Here is a 16810-nt window from a genome sequence, read left to right as displayed (position 1 = left end):
GTGACTGCGCCACCACGATCCAGTTCCGATCCATCACCTGCATCCGGCCCTTCCCGGTCGCATCCTTCGAGCGCGAGGACCTCATCCGCGTTCACGCATCGACGGTCGATGTGCACTTGCATCAGATCGAGACGCCGATCACATTTGTTACTGGTGCGCTATCAAAACGTCCGGCGTTCAGCAGTCCTCGAAGAATGCCTTCAGGTAGCCCACCGATTGGTAGACGTAGTCGTAAGCCCACCGGGGGACCGAGAGGGTGGGTTCGGGGTCGGTGAAGAGAAGTTCTCCGGCCCAGCACTTTTGCAGGACATAGCGGGCTCGGGAGATGTGCGGGGTGAAGGTTACGACGATGACGCGGTGCCAATTGTGGGCGCGGGCGAGGCGGGCGAGTTCGCGCCCCTCGCCGCGGGTGGTGCGGGGGGACGGGTCGAAGCAGAGCACCTCGAAGCTGTAGCCGCCGTGACAGATCCGGTTCAGCATGGCGCTGTGCTCATAGGGATTGGAGAACACCACCCGCGGCGCGTACCCCTCGCGCGCCAAGCGCAGGCCCAGCTGTTCGCGACCGTCGTGTGCTCCACCGAGAACGAGCACGGCGTCGGCCCGCGCGGGCGGATCGGTCCGCGGACGCACGTAGACCGGCCACAGCGCCACCGTGGCGACAACCACCGCCAGACCGACGCCGAGCGCGGCAGAGACCAACCGACGACGTCGCACCATGCCGATGCTAGCCGGGCGTAACACCAGGTCACGGCGCCGGCCTCGGCCATGTAGCCGCATGTACATCTGCTGTTGCCCGGACCCTTGCCTCGCTGACGTGGCGTGTCCACCGGCGGGGCTTACCAATCGATCATGCGATGCACAGTCTTCGGAACCGGGTACCTCGGGGCCACGCACGCGGCGTGCATGGCCGAACTCGGGCACGACGTCATCGGAGTGGACGTGGACCCGGGCAAGGTCGCGAAGCTGTCCGACGGAGTGGTGCCGTTCTACGAACCGGGCCTGGAGGATGTGCTGCGCCGCAACCTCGACGCGGGCCGCCTGCGGTTCACCACCTCCTACGCCGAGGCGGCCGACCACGCGGACGTGCATTTCCTCGGCGTAGGCACGCCCCAGAAGAAGGGCGAGTACGCCGCCGACCTGAAATACGTGCGGGCGGTGGTGGATACGCTCGCCCCGCTGCTGGAACGTCCCTCGGTGATCATCGGCAAATCGACCGTTCCGGTCGGCACGGCGGCCGCGCTGGGAACTCGCGCTCGCGCACTGAGTTCCACCGACGTCGAAGTGGCGTGGAATCCGGAATTCCTCCGAGAAGGATTCGCGGTCAGGGACACTCTGCGGCCCGACCGGCTGGTTCTCGGCGTCGACCGCGACCGTGATGCCGCCGGGTGGGTCGAGGATCTGGTGCGCGAGGTCTACGCCGACCTCATCGCCGCCGAAGTCCCGTTCCTGCTGACCGACCTGGCCACAGCGGAATTGGTGAAGGTCTCCGCGAACGCCTTTCTGGCGACGAAGATCTCGTTCATCAACGCGGTGTCCGAAGTGTGCGAGGCGACCGGCGCCGATGTGACCATGCTGGCCGACGCCCTCGGCTATGACGCGCGCATCGGCCGTCGATTCCTCAACGCCGGACTTGGTTTCGGCGGCGGATGTCTGCCCAAGGATATCCGCGCGTTCATGGCCCGCTCCGGCGAACTCGGCGCCGACCACGCCGTCGCCTTCCTGCGCGAGGTGGACAACATCAACATGCGCCGCCGGACCAAGGTGGTCGACATGGCCGCTCGCGCCTGCGGCGGTTCACTGCTCGGGGCCAATGTCGCGGTGCTCGGCGCGGCGTTCAAACCCGAGTCCGACGACGTGCGCGACTCCCCCGCGCTGAACGTCGCGGGCATGATCCAGCTCCACGGAGCCGTGGTGACCGTCTACGATCCCAAGGCGCTGGAGAATTCGCGCCGAGTGTTCCCCACCCTGAACTACGCGACCTCGGTCGTCGAGGCGTGCGACCGCGCCGACGTGGTGCTCGTGCTCACCGAGTGGGACGAATTCACCGCGCTGCGCCCCGGCGACCTCGACCGGGTGGTGCGTGCCCGCTCGATCATCGACGGCAGGAACTGTCTCAATCGTGCCACCTGGAGAGCAGCCGGATGGGTGTACGCGGGACTCGGCACACCGTAGAGTTGCGGGGCGAGGCGGGCTACTGCCAGACAGACGACCAGTCCTGCCTTAAGCACAGCTGATCGCCGACGGTAGGGTCCGTCCAGCGGGTCTCCGCCGACGGATGGTGCAGGCTCGCATGTCGTGCAGTGTGAAACGAGATGGGCAGCTGATGAGTTCGGTACTGGGAGTTTCGGTGGGGGCCGGCGCTGTCCGTATGGCGCGACCACACACCGCGAACCCCCACGGGCATGTCTCCCCGCATTCCTTCGATCTGCAGACCATTCCAGTCGTCGACCAGAGCGTGGAAGAGCTGGCTGCAGAGGCCATCGGCGTCACCCTGGAGGCCACGCCCGGTATCGGCGCCACCGCGATCGCCTACCGCAGTGAGCAGCACGCCCGCGCCATTCGCGCCGCCATGGCGCGCCAGCAGTTGACCAATTACGAACTCGTGCCGGAGATCGCGGCCGCGCTCGAATTCGCGCAGGCCACCGGCGATATCCGGGGCATCTCCTCGCTGGTCGTCTACGACCTGGGCAGTTCGGGCCTGACGGTGAGCGTGGTCGACACGCAGACCCGCGAGGTCAGGCACAGCGAGCGCACCAGCGACATCAGCGGCGACTATCTCGACTCGTTGATCCGGGAGCAGCAGATCGCCTCGGGGCGGATCGCGCACCCGCCGAACGCCGCGGGCCTGGCCGCGCTGGACGCGCTGTGCCGGGAGGCGAAGGAGCAGCTGACCACCAACACCGCGGTGGCGCTGCCGAGCGAGCAGGGTCTGGTCCTGCTCGCGCAGGAGAACTTCGAATCGCTGATCATGCTGGCCATCGAGTCGTCGGCGCGGATGGCGCGCGACGTGATCGTCCGTTCGGACCGCCCCGTGCACGGCGTGCTCGCCATCGGCGGTTGCGCCAGGATCCCGCTGGTGGCCAAGGTTCTCGAACGCTGGATGGGCGTGCCCGTCATCGTGCCCGACAGCCCGGAGACCGTGATGGCGCGCGGCGCGGCGCTGCTGGCCAGACCGGTCCGCAAGGAGACGCCGACGGCGAGCGCCCTGCTGGACGACGAGCTGTCACCCGCCTGGCTGTCGGCTCCGGCCCAGCGCGGCAAGCGCGAGATCAGCGGCGCGGTGCTGACCGTGAGCGCGCTGGCCGTGGTCGCCGCGATCGGACTCGGTCTCGGTTACGGACCGCAGGTGCTGGAACGCGATTCGCACACCAGCGAGGGATCGCCGTCGCTGTCGCCGACCACCACACCGCGCACCACCAGCTTGGACCCGCAGGTCGCGGTCGCGCCGGGCACCACGGAGTCACCCGCGCACGAATCCATCGCCGCGCCGCCGCCGAATCGCAGGCAGACCACCAGCGAGACGCCGCCGCCGCCCGGCCCGAACACCATCGTGGTGCCGGGCCTTCCGCCGATCGTGGTCCCCACGATCCCGCCGGAGGTCTTTCCCTTCCCTCCGCCGCCGCAGCGCTGAGCCGGGCGAAGTCTCAGACCCGCGCGTGCCGGGCGCGGCGCGGGCGCGGCGCCGGCGCGGGTTCCTTGGTCGTGAACGGGCGGGCGAGCAGCACCGCGATGCCGGTGGTCAACGGCACCGACAGCGCCAGCGCGATACCGCCGACCGCCGAGCGCGCGATCTCGATGGCCACCGCGTCACCGGTCAGCACGTCGCGGATGGACCGCCCCGCCACGCTGAACAGCAGCAACAGCGGCAGCGCCCCACCGGCGTAGGCGAGTACCAGCGTGTAGACGGTGCTGGCGATGTGATCGCGCCCCACGCGCATGGCAGCGGCGAAAACCTCCCGCCGGGAGGCGGACCGGTCGATCGCGGCCAACTCGAACGCGGCCGACGCCTGGGTGATCGTGACGTCGTTGAGCACACCGAGCGAACCGATGATGAACCCGGCCAGCAGCAGTCCGGTGATGCTGACGTGCTCGATGTAGGTGGCGACGTTGGTGTTCTGCTCCTCGGAAAGCCCGGTCAGATTGGTCATCTCGATGGTGAGCCAGGACAGCCCCGCGGCGAGCAGCATCGAGGTCAGCGTGCCGAGCAGCGCCGAACTGGTGCGCAGGTTGACCCCGTGCGCCAGATACAGCACCGCGTAGAGGATCAGGGAGCCCGCGACCAAGGCGACCGGGATCGCCGGTTTCCCGTCCAGCAGCGCGGGCAGCAGGAACAGCACCAGGACCGCGAAGGCGAACACCAGGCCGAGCAGCGCGCGGACGCCGCGCCAGCGCGCCACCACGATGATCACCACGACGAACGCGAGGGCGATCAGCGTGAGCGGCAGCCCGCGCGAGTAGTCCTCGAACGAATACAGCGGCGTCCCGCTCGGGTCGGTCTGGCGGACCAGCCGGAGCTTGTCACCGGCGTGCAGATCGGGTTGTCCTGGGCCGGGGGCGATCTCCAGCAGCGTGCGGTTGCCTTTGTGCGGTCCGGACTCGATCGAGATCAGGCTGCGCTGGCAGGTGTAGGCGTTGTTGCGCGGCGCTTGGGGTTGGTCGACGAACACCTTGCCCAGCGACGGGCTGCCGCACGGCCCCACATCCTGGAGCACCACGGTGCCCGCCTCGGTCTGCACCGCGCCGCCGCCCGCGTTCTGCATCGGCAGCGGGATGTCGATGTGCTGCTTGCTCGGCCACAGCACGATCGCGCCGATGACGACGACGATTCCGATCGCGGTGAGTAGCCCGACGACCACGCGCGCCGCGGTCGCGCCGATCGCGATCGGTCCCGAATGATCGTGATGATGGTGGTGGTGGTCGCTCACCGCGCTCCTACCTGTCCGATGTGTTTGCGCCCGGAGCGAGCCTAAAGGATTTCATTTTCAAGACCGTCGCGGCGGTTACCGAACACAGCGGATACACGGTCGATGCGGACCGATCGCGGGAGAAAAAGGAAGTTAGAGGGGGCGGCGGAGAGCAGGGGGATGTCTCCGCCGCCCGCAGGGCAGGCGGCCCAGGGGGGTAGGCGGCCTAACCCGAGGCCGGATATGCCCAGGGGGGGTAGGCAATCCGACCAGGCACTCAGAGTGCCGAGGACCACTGTACACAAAAGTACTTCTTTTGCGCTAGCCAGTCGCCAAATCCGACAGGTATCCGTACGTCGAGTTTGTTTCCAGGCCGGAAGCGGGGCGATTATATTGACCGCCGCCGCCCTTCCCACTATTGGCGATAGCTGGACAGGAAGTTGCCGAACCGTTCGATCGCGACCGCGAGATCCCTGGCCCATGGCAGCGTGACGATCCGCAGGTGGTCGTGGTCCGGCCAGTTGAAGCCGGTGCCTTGCACCATCAGGATCTTCTCCTGCAACAGCAGATCCAGGATCAGCTTCGAGTCGTCGTAGATCTCGTACACGTTCGGATCGAGCCGCGGGAACGCGTAGAGCGCGCCCTTCGGCTTCACACAGGACACGCCGGGAATCATGTTCAGCCGCTCCCAGGCGACGTCGCGCTGTTCGAGCAGCCGCCCGCCGGGCAGGATCAGGTCCTCGATGCTCTGATGACCGCCGAGCGCGACCTGAATGGCGTGCTGCGCGGGCACGTTCGGACACAACCGCGAGGAGGCGAGCAGATCGATGCCCTCCAGGAACCCGGCCGCGTGCTCCTTCGGCCCGGTGATCGCCAGCCAGCCCGACCGATAGCCGGCGACCCGGTAGGCCTTGGACAGCCCGTTGAAGGTCAGGCACAGCAGGTCGGGCGCCACCGTGGCCAGCGAGATGTGCTTGGCGTCGTCGTAGAGGATCTTGTCGTAGATCTCGTCGGCGAGCAGCAGCAACTGGTGCTTGCGCGCCAGGTCGGCGATCTGCTGGAGCACTTCGGCGGAGTACACCGCGCCGGTGGGGTTGTTCGGATTGATCACCAGCAGCGCTTTGGTCTTGTCGGTGATCTTCGATTCGATGTCGGCGATGTCGGGCTGCCAGCCGTTGGCCTCGTCACACAGGTAGTGCACCGGCGTACCGCCGGCCAGGCTGGTCATCGCGGTCCACAGCGGGTAGTCCGGCGCGGGGATCAGCACCTCGTCGCCGTTGTCCAGCAGGGCCTGCATGGTGATGGTGATCAGCTCGGAGACGCCGTTGCCGAGGTAGACGTCGTCCACATCCAGCTCGGGGAAACCGGGCACGAGTTCGTAGCGGGTCACGATCGCGCGCCGCGCCGAGAGGATGCCCTTGGACTCGGAGTAGCCCTGGGCGTACGGGAGCGCCGCGATGATGTCGCGCATGATCACGTCGGGCGCCTCGAACCCGAACGGGGCGGGGTTGCCGATATTGAGCTTGAGGATGCGGTGGCCCTCGGCCTCCAGCCGTGCCGCGTGCGCGTGTACCGGTCCACGGATCTCGTAGACGACGTTCTGCAGCTTCGTGGACTGCTCCAGAACACGCGGGGGGCGGTGCGGATGATGAGGACTCACCCGTCCCATGGTGCCATCCGTCGCAACTGGATAAATCGCCTGGCCGAGCTCCGATCGGGCCGCCACGCCCCCGACGGCGGCGACGGCCCCCGCCGGGTGTGACGCGTCACTCAGTGGGGACCGACGGGTGGGATGCCCTTGGCCGCCGTCGAGCCGCAGAATTCCTCGATCCGCTCGTCCAACCGGCGCGCCTCGACCGAGTCGCGGAAGGCCGGGGCCGCGATCCGCCTGCGCACACCGGTCAACCGCTCCTCGAGCTGCGCGATGCGCTTGTCCTCGTCGAGCCCGAGCACCGGTTGCAGCGCCTCGGCCGCGCCGTCCAGGCTGCCGTTGATCAGGTGCGCGGCCGCGCAGTCCACCCTGGCGAGCGCTTCCGCGCCGTAGGAGCGCTGTTCGGACGGTCCGTTGGAGTACAGCTCGATGGCCCGCTGGGTGGCGCTGAGCGCGGGCTCGGCCTGACCGAGGTGGATGTAGGTGGCGCCGGCGTAGTAGTTGGCCTTGGCGTCGTTGAACCCGAAGACGCCGCCCACCTCGTCGTGCAGGGTGTCGGTGGCGGCGATCTCGCGGGCGTCGCCCGCCGCTCGGACGCAGCGATCGGTGTCGGCGGCGCTGCCGAGCGCCGACCAGATGCGCGCCTCGATATTGAGCAGCCGCACCTGCGCGGTCGCGGATTCGGCGAACTCCTGCCCACTCTGGGCGAGCTGGACCGCCCGGCGCGGCCGCTGCGACCAGTATTCGATCAGCGCGTGCATGCCGCGGGTCCAGGCCCGAAGTCCGTTGTGCCCGCACAACTCCGCGTAGGCCCATGCCGCGCGGACCTGCTCGCCCGCCGCGTCGTAGTAGCCGAGGTCGGTACTCGCGTTGGCGAGCAGGCCCGAGAGCGTGCCCGCCAACAGATACAGATGCCCGGTGTCGGCGGGCCGCTGATGGCCTTCCAGCAACCGGTACACCCGCCGCCGCACCCGCACCATTTCCACCATCATCGGAACCGGCGGAATGCGCACGTAATCGTTCGCGATGCGCACGACATCCGCGTCGAGCTGTTCCAACGTGCTCGCACCGACATTGGTGCTCTCGGCCTTGCCGGCGTGCTCGCTGGCCTCGTGGGCAGCCGCCATGATCAGATCCCTCTCCGAAATCGCTGCCAACGCAGCACCTCTCATCGCACCGGCGTCTATGAGAGCCAAAAGGTCCGCGTCGCTCGAATAGTGAACGCGCGCCGAGGCGTCGGCCTGCGCATCGAAACCCGGCGGGACGGCTCGATCGATCGCGGGCCGATCGATCAGTGCCGCGAACCGCGCCCGCACCACATCGTCGGACCTGGCCAGTGAGGTATCCAGAGCGGCTTGGTTGATCGGTCGTGGATGGACCCGGACGCCTCCGGCTTCCCACTTCGACACCAAGCGTTCGTGCACACCCAGATGGGCGGCGAATTCCCTGATGCTCATCCGCTTGGCATCGCGAAGGGCACGGGCCTCTTTGCCTGACCAATGCGTGACCACGGTGTCATCCCTTCCGAACGAACTCCTACCAGAGTACGAGCGGTTTGTGAGCGGGGCCACAGGTGAAATACGGCCCGCATCAAAGGCAGCGGAAGGGCAGCGGAAGGCGGGCGGGCGGGGGATGCCGAATCATGCGGCGAGCCGGGACCATTGAGGCGGAAGGCAAGGAGTTCGCCGTGAATGTCGAGAAACTCAGGACCGTGGACGATTGGGTGGCGTTCTATCGGCACGAGTTCGGACTGCCGGTCACCGAGCGTGGCGGTTTCGCCATGCTGCCGATCACCGGGCGCGTTTGCGTCGTCCACCTGCCGACCGCACGTGCCGAAAAGGTGCGCGTCGCACTGGAACAACAGGGAACGAGGGGTCCCATGTTGGCCAGGCAGATCCGATGGAGTTTCCTCGCCGAGCCCGACAGCCGACCGGGACCACAGGTGCTCGAGGCGCTCAATCGGCTCGATATCGGCCTGCCCGCCGTCGGCAGCGCCGTGATGTTGCCGACCGGCCTCGGCCGCTGGACCCGGGAAGGGTGCTACTGGGTCAGCCCGCCGAGCCGCGGTGACACGCTTCCACCGCTGTCCGTCATCCTCACAACGGCGCTCGCGGTGGGAGCGGGCGGCGGGGACTGATCACCTCCGCGGTCAGTTCCCCGCTGCCGTCCGCCGGGTCCGCTTCTCCCCCACAGTCGACGAAGCGGACCCGGCGGCGTCAGCGTGATTCGGCGGCGTCGATCGCGGCGGCCGGAATCGGGAAGTTGAGGTAGGACCGCGACGGAGTCGGTCCGCGCTGACCCTGGTACTTCGAGCCGGCCACGGCGCTGCCGTACGGGTGCTCGGCCGGGCTGGTCAGTCTGAGCAGGCACAACTGGCCGATCTTCATGCCCGGCCACAGCGTGATCGGCAGATTGGCCACGTTGGACAGCTCCAGCGTGATGTGCCCGCTGAAGCCGGGATCGATGAAACCCGCGGTCGAGTGGGTCAGCAGGCCCAAGCGGCCGAGGCTGGACTTGCCCTCCAACCGTCCGGCCAGGTCGTCCGGCAGGGTGCAGACCTCGAGGGTGGAGCCGAGCACGAATTCGCCGGGGTGCAGCACGAACGGCTCGCCCTCGGCAGGCTCGACCAGACTGGTGAGCTCGTCCTGCTGCTGCGCCGGATCGATGTGGGTGTAGCGGGTGTTGTTGAAGACCCGGAACATCCGGTCCAAGCGCACGTCGATGCTCGAGGGCTGGATCAGGTTCTCCAGCAGCGGCTCGACGCCGAGACGCCCAGCGGCGATCTCCGCGCGGATGTCACGATCGGAAAGCAGCACGCGACGAGCGTAGCGCCTGCTCGACGGGGCTCCTCAGCCGCACAGTGATATGGAGAGACCGATATCCTCGCATTCATTCGGGCGCCGCCGCCCGTGAGCGAAGGGATGGACCATATGACCGAGGGCTCGCTGTTCGACCTGACCGGCCACGTCGCCGTCGTCACCGGGGGTAATTCCGGCATCGGTCTCGGGTTCGCCCGTGGGCTCGCGCGAGCCGGCGCCGATGTCTGTGTGGTCGGCCGCAACACCGAACGCAACGAGGCCGCCGCCGCCGAATTGCGCGCCTTCGGCGGGCGGGTGCTCGCGCTGAGCTGCGACGTCGGCGAGGAACAGCAGGTGATCGACACCATCGGCCGCGCGGCCGCCGAACTCGGCCGCATCGACTCCTGCTTCGTGAACGCCGGTGTCAGCCAAGGGTTCATCCCCTTCGTGGAGACCGATCTCGCGGAATTCCGCCGGGTCACCTCGCTCAACCTCGACGCGGCGTTCGTGACGCTGCGCGAAGCGGCGAAGGCGATGCTCGCCCAGGGTGAAGGCGGCAGCCTGGTCGCCACCGCGAGCCTCGCCGCCCAGCAGGGCGTTCCGCGCGGGCAGTCCTACGCGGCCAGCAAGGCGGGGCTGATCGCCATGGTCAACTCGATCGCGGTGGAGCTGGCCAAGCACGGCATCCGCGCGAACTCGGTGCTGCCCGGCTGGGTCGAGACGCCGATGACCGAGGACGCCTTCGCCTGGGACCGCTTCCGCGAACGCGTCCACCCGAGAATCCCGGTTCGCCGCTGGGGTCTGCCGAGCGATTTCGAATCCGTCGCCGTCTACCTCGCCAGCCCCGCCAGCGCCTACCACACCGGCGACACTCTGCTGATCGACGGCGGTTACAGCAAGTTCTGAGTCGGCAAGACGCTCGCCACATTCGACCGCGCCGCCGGATAGCCACCGCCCCGCGCATTGCCGCGCATCCACTACGGCACGCCTGCGGCTGCCTGATACCGCCCGCGGGCCGATCGTCTCACCGGGTACCGCCGAGGACTGCGCGTCGCTGACGTCACGCGCACCCCGAAGAGGGCCGCGCTGTACGACCCGGTCGCTCGCGCCGGTCGATCGATAGCACGGTCCTGGTGTCGTCCCAGCTGGGGAACGGACTTGGCTACCTTCCGGCGGCGGAAGTGGGACTGTGGAATGGTGACTTCCCTTCGCATTCGCAACGCCATCCGGGTGCTCACCGTATTGCTGGTGGTGTGCGCCGCGTCTCTCACGGCAGGTGTGGTCGGGAATCGCGGTCCTGGCGGATTCGATCGCGGCATCACCGACTGGGCCGTAGCGCACCGCAACGGCACGCTGACTCCGGTCGCGGTGACGGTCAGCCTGCTGGGCGGCACACTCGCCATGACGGCCCTGGCCACGGTGACCTGCCTGATCCTGTCCTGGCGGCGGCGCTGGACGACGGCGGCGCTCGTCGCGATCACCGGGCTCGGCGGCGGGCTACTCGTGCGCGGCGGCAAGCGACTGACCGACCGGGACCGTCCGCCCATCGAAGAACATCTGATCAGCGTCTCCAACCAGGCCTACCCATCCGGGCACAGCATGGGCTCGTTCGTCGTGGTCGGCATCGTCCTCGCCGTCGCACTCCCCGGCATACACGGCCCCGCCTTGCGCGCCTGGACCGCGATCGCCGCCGCGCTGTTCGTCCTCGCGGTCGGCCTGTCGCGGATCTACCTCGGCGTCCACTGGGCCACCGACGTCCTCGGCGGCTGGTGCTTCGGGGCGCTGTGGCTCATCCTCTGTTTGACCGTGTATCGGTATTTGTTACCCGTCGGCCGGGGCGCGGCCGGGGACCACCTGCCGAGCAGGAAGTCGGACCGGGCCGCGACATCTCTTCCTCGGCCGTAGTCGGCCACCGCCAGAGGCCGCACCCTGCCGCTACTGCCCGCGTTGCCCTCGCTCAGGAGTCCGCAATCTGGGAGTCTCCGCGCTCGATTTTGTGAGGATTGTGAGGATCGCGTCCGAACGCCCCTGAAAGCCCCGGAACGCAAGATCAACTCTCGTCGACGTCCTGGTCCTAAACGAAGGACATCAGCCCTGGTCAGGACCGTCTATCAGGACTTTTACCACGCGTAGGCACCATCTGCTAAAGTCTCGATACGACTGCCGATGTAGTTCAATGGTAGAACTTCTGCTTCCCAAGCAGACAGCGCGGGTTCGATTCCCGTCATCGGCTCCACCGAAGGCCCTGGACCGGCACCCGCCGCCCCAGGGCCTTTCGTCCTCGAGTGGCACATGGCTGAGGCGAATCACGAGTGGACCCCTCCGTCATGTGCCACTCAACGGGGTCGTTGCGGTAGAGGGCGAATGGATCGTGCTGAATGGGTAGGTGCGGCGGGTTTATTGTCGGACGGGCTAGGTCGCGCGTCCGTACACTCACCGCGTGGTTTCTACCCAGCGCCCATTCCCGTTGCTGCGGCCCGCATCGACGTCCGATGCGGCGGCCATTCGGTCCAACGACTGGGTTGCGTTCCGGCAACTCGGGAACTTGCACGACCACTGGACCCTGAAGTCATGGGCGCCCGGTCAGTCCGGTTACTACTGGTATCTCACTTTCGACGATCCCGCGCTGACCGATCTCGCCGAGCGATGTCAGAAGACTCTCGCCGACGATGGGATCGACCTGGTTCCCCTCGACGCTCTGCACATGACGCTCCTGAGTGTCGGCAAGGTCGGCGAGGTATCCGGCGAACAGCTCACGGGTATCGCGGATGCCGCACGTGCACGGCTCGCTGGTGTCACGCCGTTCGATGTCGAGGTCGGGCCGCTGACCGGATCCGCCAGTGCGCTGCGGTTCTCGGTCGCCCCGTGGCACAACCTACTCGCGTTGCACGACGCGCTTCGCGCGGCGACCGCCGCACACCGGCCGACGAGTCGCCTCGCCGAGACGACCGACTTCCGGCCGCACGTCGGAATCGGCTACCTCAACCGACCCCGGGACCCTGCGGCGCTGATCGCCGACGTGGCCGCGCTGCGGGATCTGCCACCGGTCACCGTGCGCGTCAGCAGGGTCGAACTCGTCGAGCTGCGCCGCGACGGCCGCCGGTATCGCTGGACCGACCGCGCCGTGCTCGCGCTCTGAAAGCGGCTACCCTTCCGGCGCGGAGAAATCCCGCGCGGAGGACGACCACTCAAGCAACGAGCCGAGGTATTCGTCCGAACCACGTGCGCGGATCGCTCCGATAATTGCCCCGAGCTCATGCGCCCGCTGCCAGACCGAGCGGATCGGGCGATCACTGGACGCATCGAGCGCCTCCACTCCGAGTTGCGCGGCCCGCTCGACATCACGACGGCGACCGGCGCCGAGCATCGCTGCCGCCATGTCGAGACGCACCAGAGATCGGCTCCATACCGAGTCCGACTCGGCTACTCGGTCTTCGACCTGCTGGCCGTACTCGAGGCAGCGCTGATACTCGCCCGCCGAAAGGAACGCGGTCGCAGCGTTTGCCATAAGCCGCGCCTGGCCGTACGGAGCGAAAGTCAGGGCGGGCGTGAGGCCGGGGCCCGTGTCGAGCGCGGCAGCCGTGGTGGTCGCGGCGTCGATCGCGCCGGCGACGCCAGCCGAGTCCCCCACCTTGCCGAGAGCGCGAGCAAGGCCGTTCGAGTACAGGCGAACCGATTGTGGTCCACCGTCTGCCAAGTCCAGCCCCTCATAGGCCGCCCGGACCGCCGCCGCGTAGTCACCTTGATAGTAGGCACAGAAACTCTCGGTGCCTTTCACCCATGCCTGTAGATCGGTGTCGCCCAGCAGCTGGCCGATGGCGAACGCTTCACGGCAATACATTCGGGCGTGTCCGAATCGTCCACGGTTGACCGCCATGTACCCGAGCACACCGGACAGGCGGCCTGCAATGGAGTAGAGCGCACGAAGCTGGGCGGGGTGTCGGCGCTGACCGAGCATCACCTCGACCTGATGGCGTGCTGCGATCGCCTCCGGCGCCAGTCGGCGCGGTCCTTCGAACTCGTAGCGATGTACGACGTTATCGACTGCCAACGTCAGGATGTCGAGTGCATCGCCGTCGGACTCGAGTTCGGTAAGACCCTGTACCCGCCGCGCGATATCCGTAGGACTCTCGAAGGTATCGGCGACTGTCCGCATGCTCGCGGCACACGGCCCCGGCGTGAGCGCGGCTTCGAACCGTGCCCGCTCGGAATCGGTGAGCCGATCGAGCATCGTGTCCATTGCCGCGGCGTACTTGCCTGACAGCTCGATAGTTTCGCGCCGCGTCTCCCACTTGCGTACCGCCGCAACAGTGAACCCGAGGATCTCGGCGAACTCCGGCTGGCTGACACGCAACGCCGCAGTGCGTAGAGCACGAACCTCGACCCCCGTCCACTTGGTCACGATCATCTGATCTGCCCATCTGTGTGTCCGTCCGTGAACGTCAGCGTAGGCCTTCCGTAGTAGTCGCATGGCTTCAATCAGCCATATTTCCGCTGGAAAGTACCGGTAAGCGCCCGACGCCGGGTGATGCCGGTCCGTCGAGGGCACCGAAACGCCAGCCGATGGCGAGAGCCTCGGCGTCGGGTGCACACCAACTATTTCCAGCAGCGAGGACGGTATGACCGCGAAGGACGATTCCCTTGATCTCAAAGCCGTGCGCGCCGCCTTCTCCGCCGACGATGCCGCCAAGCTCGCCATCGCAAGGACGGAGGGACCCCTGTGGATGGCTGTGGACAAAGCACATACCTGGGTATTCGTCGACGAGAACGGTACGCCAGGCGATGAATTCAGGGTCGCTGGTCCGGTTTTCGGAGCACCGGAGTTCTACGAGGGGGATGCCGAATGAACGGGTGGGTCACTTTCGCGATCGGCATCGGCGCCGCGCTCCTGGTGATGGTCCCAGTAGTCGCGGCCTCGCTGTGGTGGCAGGTTCCCTCGGACCACGAGACCATGGAGGCGCGTGTCGCCGCACCACGCACAGGCGACAGATCGTGGGCTGCGGGTTGCCTGCGCGATACCTCCGACGTGGCAGAGGCGCACATGACGATGCAGCGGCACCGAAGCTGCGATATCACCGTGTGCCGCCGGAAGCAGGCCGCCTGGCAAGCACTCATCGATGCGGGCAGGATCCGGCCGGACGCCTCGCGGCAAAGGTAGGCACCCATCAGTCGAGTGGCACATGGTTGCGGCGAATCGCGAGTAGACCTCTCGGTCATGTGCCACTCGATGACCGGGGTTACAGGCAGTAGACGGCGCCGCTGGACAGGGCGTGCACGAGGCGGACCAACGACTTTTCGTCGCTCGAGCCCGGAGACACGCCGACAGGAGTCGCCTGGGCGCCGACGTGAGCCGATTCTGGGCTCGACATGGGCTCCAGAGGTATTCCGCTGGGCGTAACAGCGGCGTTTGCCGGGCCTGCAACTGCGGCAAGGGGAAAGGCCACGCGGCAATTACTTTCAACGTCGTTCGGTTCATCTGACAAACTTCTGTGCCGCGAGGGGGATCACCCGTCACGCTAGCCAGAGGACCCGTCGGCGGCATGCCCCTGATGCCGCTGGCCACAGTTTCGGTGTGGCCGCATCGTCCTCGCGAAGGTCTGTCCGACGGCGCGGGATCGACCTGGCACATTCCCTCTAGAGAGTGATCTAGGTCACTGTCTTGTCACAGTATTCGCTCGCGCGGTGCCTTTTGGCCGACACGCTAGAAACGGAGGATCCGATGAACATCGCACTGTGGATCGCTACGGCACTGTTGGCCGCGCTCGCCCTCTTCGGCGGTATCACCAAAGCGTTCGTTCCCCGGGAGAAGCTTGCCGCGTCGCCTGGCGGGGAATGGACCGCGGCTGCGGGCGACGGCTTCGTCAAAAGCCTGGGAGTTCTGCAGATTCTGGCGGCGGCCGGGCTGATCCTGCCCGCCGTGCTCGACATCGCCCCGGTAATGGTGCCGGTCACGGCCGTCTGCTGGGTCGGGCTCATGGTCGGCGCGATGATCACGCACGGCCGGCTGGGGGAGTGCAAGTTCGTCGTGCTGAACTCGGTGTACCTCGCGGTGGCGGTGTTCATCGCGTGGGGCCGGTTCGCCCTCGAACCTTTCACGAGCTGACGGCCCGGATCCAACGCAGCCAACTCCCAGGGAAGGGTCGAGAAGATGAGCGACCAGGAGACCGACACGTTCGTCGGCCACCTCGACCTGCTGTGACCCGCGCCGCCTTCTTGACTGACGTCCAAGAAGTCTTTACCGTAACCGCGATCCGCTTCTTGGATGGCGTCCAAGAAGAGTGGTGGTGAAGCGGGAGGACGCGAGTCATGGAAATCAGTGGGCCGGCCGATCGGCGCCAGGCGGTAGCGGTGCGGCGGCGTGAGGTCTCGTTCACCTCCGGCCAGGACGAGTGCGCCGCATGGTTGTACACCGCGCCTGACCTGAACGGCCCGCGTCCGATGGTGATCATGGGGCACGGACTCGGGGCGGTGCGGGAGATGCGCCTGGATGCCTACGCGGAACGGTTCGCCGACGCGGGATGGTCGGTGCTGGTGTTCGACTACCGTCACCTCGGTGCCAGCGGCGGAGCACCGCGCCAGCTCCTCGATATCGGTCGGCAACGCGCCGATTGGCATGCCGCCCTGGCCTTCGCACGCACACTTCCGGAGGTCGATGTCGACCGGATCGCGTTGTGGGGCAGCTCTTTCGGCGGCGGACATGTCCTTCAGGTCGCCTCTGAAGACACCCGAATCGCGGCGGTCGTGGCCCAGTGCCCCTTCACCGACGGACCGGCGTCGTTGCGCTCGCGGATCCGGACCGGCCCGCTGAGCGTGGTAGCGCTGACAGTGGCAGGCATCCTCGACACGGTCGGTTCCTGGTTCGGCGCGAAGCCGATCCTGTTGCCGATGGCGGGGACGTCCTGGATGCCCGCGTTCGTGGCCTCACCCGACGCTCTCGCCGGCGCTTCCGCACTCCTGCCCGCGGGGACCCGGCTCTCGCGGCGCACCAGCGCGTTGTTGAAACGGCTGCCGTCGGTGCGGGCTCAGGTGTCGAAGAACATCGAGCTGACCGAAATCGACGGTGGGGAAGAACCCGTGACCGGTGTCGGTCGCGACAGCATATGGGGTGTATTGCGCGGCCCGGATGATCAATTCGATGCCGCCAACGCCCTGGCCGCACGGCTGGTGCTGCACCTCCCGCTCGATCGGCCCGGTCGCGCGCTGGCTCGCTTCAGCGCTCCGACGCTGCTGTGTGTCTGCGACAACGACGCGGCCGCGCCCGCGAAGACCACGAAGCGCCGCGCGCAGGGCCTGGCACACGTGCACGTCCAGAACTACCCCTGCGACCACTTCGGCATCTACTTGGGCGAGCACTTCGAACGCGCCGTGCGTGACCAACTCCATTTCCTGGCAACACAGTTCGACAACACCGCACACAACACGCAGTAGGTCGCCCCTGGCTGGTGGACGTGCGGAGA

Annotated in this window: 16 protein-coding genes and 1 tRNA gene; 11 read left to right on the top strand and 6 right to left on the bottom strand. The window is 67.3% G+C overall.

All coding sequences use genetic code 11. The annotated features are described in order from the left end of the window. Positions 1-177: 177 nt before the first annotated feature. On the bottom strand, positions 178-717 hold the full coding sequence (locus ACH49X_RS11015) for a YdcF family protein (RefSeq protein ID WP_357208903.1): 540 nt from the start codon (positions 715-717) through the stop codon (positions 178-180). 132 nt (positions 718-849) lie between these two features. Between ACH49X_RS11015 and ACH49X_RS11010 the strand changes: the two genes are divergently transcribed. Continuing rightward, positions 850-2172: a UDP-glucose/GDP-mannose dehydrogenase family protein gene (locus tag ACH49X_RS11010; protein WP_357208904.1), complete on the top strand. Its 1323-nt coding sequence runs from the start codon at positions 850-852 to the stop codon at positions 2170-2172. Positions 2173-2323: 151 nt separating this feature from the next. Beyond that, on the top strand, positions 2324-3631 hold the full coding sequence (locus ACH49X_RS11005) for an Hsp70 family protein (protein WP_323124685.1): 1308 nt from the start codon (positions 2324-2326) through the stop codon (positions 3629-3631). 13 nt (positions 3632-3644) lie between these two features. Here ACH49X_RS11005 and ACH49X_RS11000 read toward each other — a convergent pair whose 3' ends face one another. From ACH49X_RS11000 to ACH49X_RS10990, 3 genes are all read right to left on the bottom strand, one after another. Continuing rightward, positions 3645-4925 carry a YibE/F family protein gene (locus tag ACH49X_RS11000; RefSeq protein ID WP_357110507.1) on the bottom strand — a complete coding sequence of 427 codons (1281 nt, stop codon included), beginning with the start codon at positions 4923-4925 and terminating at the stop codon, positions 3645-3647. A 394-nt stretch (positions 4926-5319) separates the two neighbouring features. Next, entirely contained in the window at positions 5320-6573 is a 1254-nt protein-coding gene (locus ACH49X_RS10995; protein ID WP_195080872.1) for a pyridoxal phosphate-dependent aminotransferase, read from the bottom strand. A gap of 101 nt (positions 6574-6674) precedes the next feature. Next, the gene (locus tag ACH49X_RS10990; protein WP_357110504.1) at positions 6675-8012 is read right to left on the bottom strand and encodes an XRE family transcriptional regulator; all 1338 of its coding nucleotides are present in this window, start codon (positions 8010-8012) and stop codon (positions 6675-6677) included. Positions 8013-8242: 230 nt separating this feature from the next. On the opposite strand from ACH49X_RS10990, the gene ACH49X_RS10985 reads away from it, so the two are divergent. Then, positions 8243-8692 carry a hypothetical protein gene (locus ACH49X_RS10985; protein ID WP_195080874.1) on the top strand — a complete coding sequence of 150 codons (450 nt, stop codon included), beginning with the start codon at positions 8243-8245 and terminating at the stop codon, positions 8690-8692. Between the two features lie 79 nt (positions 8693-8771). On the opposite strand, the gene dcd is transcribed toward ACH49X_RS10985, so the two are convergent. Then, positions 8772-9371 carry a dCTP deaminase gene (gene dcd, locus ACH49X_RS10980; protein ID WP_067796475.1) on the bottom strand — a complete coding sequence of 200 codons (600 nt, stop codon included), beginning with the start codon at positions 9369-9371 and terminating at the stop codon, positions 8772-8774. A 114-nt stretch (positions 9372-9485) separates the two neighbouring features. Here dcd and ACH49X_RS10975 point away from each other — a divergent pair, with 114 nt between their 5' ends. The 4 genes from ACH49X_RS10975 to ACH49X_RS10960 all read left to right on the top strand — a co-directional run bounded on the left by ACH49X_RS10975 (position 9486) and on the right by ACH49X_RS10960 (position 12492). Beyond that, entirely contained in the window at positions 9486-10259 is a 774-nt protein-coding gene (locus ACH49X_RS10975; RefSeq protein ID WP_039804349.1) for an SDR family NAD(P)-dependent oxidoreductase, read from the top strand. 288 nt (positions 10260-10547) lie between these two features. Then, a complete protein-coding gene (locus ACH49X_RS10970) occupies positions 10548-11258 on the top strand; it encodes a phosphatase PAP2 family protein (RefSeq protein ID WP_357110500.1) in 711 nt (236 codons plus the stop codon). A 257-nt stretch (positions 11259-11515) separates the two neighbouring features. Beyond that, positions 11516-11589 (top strand) — tRNA-Gly (locus ACH49X_RS10965). Positions 11590-11793: 204 nt separating this feature from the next. Beyond that, on the top strand, positions 11794-12492 hold the full coding sequence (locus ACH49X_RS10960; protein ID WP_357110497.1) for a 2'-5' RNA ligase family protein: 699 nt from the start codon (positions 11794-11796) through the stop codon (positions 12490-12492). A 6-nt stretch (positions 12493-12498) separates the two neighbouring features. On the opposite strand, the gene ACH49X_RS10955 is transcribed toward ACH49X_RS10960, so the two are convergent. Then, positions 12499-13761: a hypothetical protein gene (locus ACH49X_RS10955; protein WP_357110494.1), complete on the bottom strand. Its 1263-nt coding sequence runs from the start codon at positions 13759-13761 to the stop codon at positions 12499-12501. A gap of 211 nt (positions 13762-13972) precedes the next feature. Between ACH49X_RS10955 and ACH49X_RS10950 the strand changes: the two genes are divergently transcribed. The 4 genes from ACH49X_RS10950 to ACH49X_RS10935 all read left to right on the top strand — a co-directional run bounded on the left by ACH49X_RS10950 (position 13973) and on the right by ACH49X_RS10935 (position 16781). Further along, positions 13973-14200, top strand: a complete 228-nt coding sequence (locus ACH49X_RS10950; protein ID WP_357110492.1) for a hypothetical protein — start codon at positions 13973-13975, stop codon at positions 14198-14200. Beyond that, complete coding sequence (locus tag ACH49X_RS10945) at positions 14197-14511, top strand: hypothetical protein (RefSeq protein WP_357110489.1); 315 nt, start codon at positions 14197-14199, stop codon at positions 14509-14511. Before ACH49X_RS10950 ends, ACH49X_RS10945 begins: the two co-directional genes overlap by 4 nt. Positions 14512-15072: 561 nt before the next feature. Next, positions 15073-15456, top strand: coding sequence for a DoxX family protein (locus ACH49X_RS10940; protein WP_357208906.1), 384 nt, complete (start codon positions 15073-15075; stop codon positions 15454-15456). Between the two features lie 203 nt (positions 15457-15659). After that, positions 15660-16781: an alpha/beta fold hydrolase gene (locus tag ACH49X_RS10935; protein ID WP_357208908.1), complete on the top strand. Its 1122-nt coding sequence runs from the start codon at positions 15660-15662 to the stop codon at positions 16779-16781. Positions 16782-16810 lie beyond the last annotated feature (29 nt).

Origin of the sequence: Nocardia sp. NPDC019323 (assembly GCF_044389845.1) — a bacterium.
Taxonomy (GTDB): Bacteria; Actinomycetota; Actinomycetes; order Mycobacteriales; family Mycobacteriaceae; genus Nocardia; species Nocardia implantans.
Note: the sequence above shows the minus strand (reverse complement) of the source record. Positions and strands in the feature narration are given on the sequence as shown.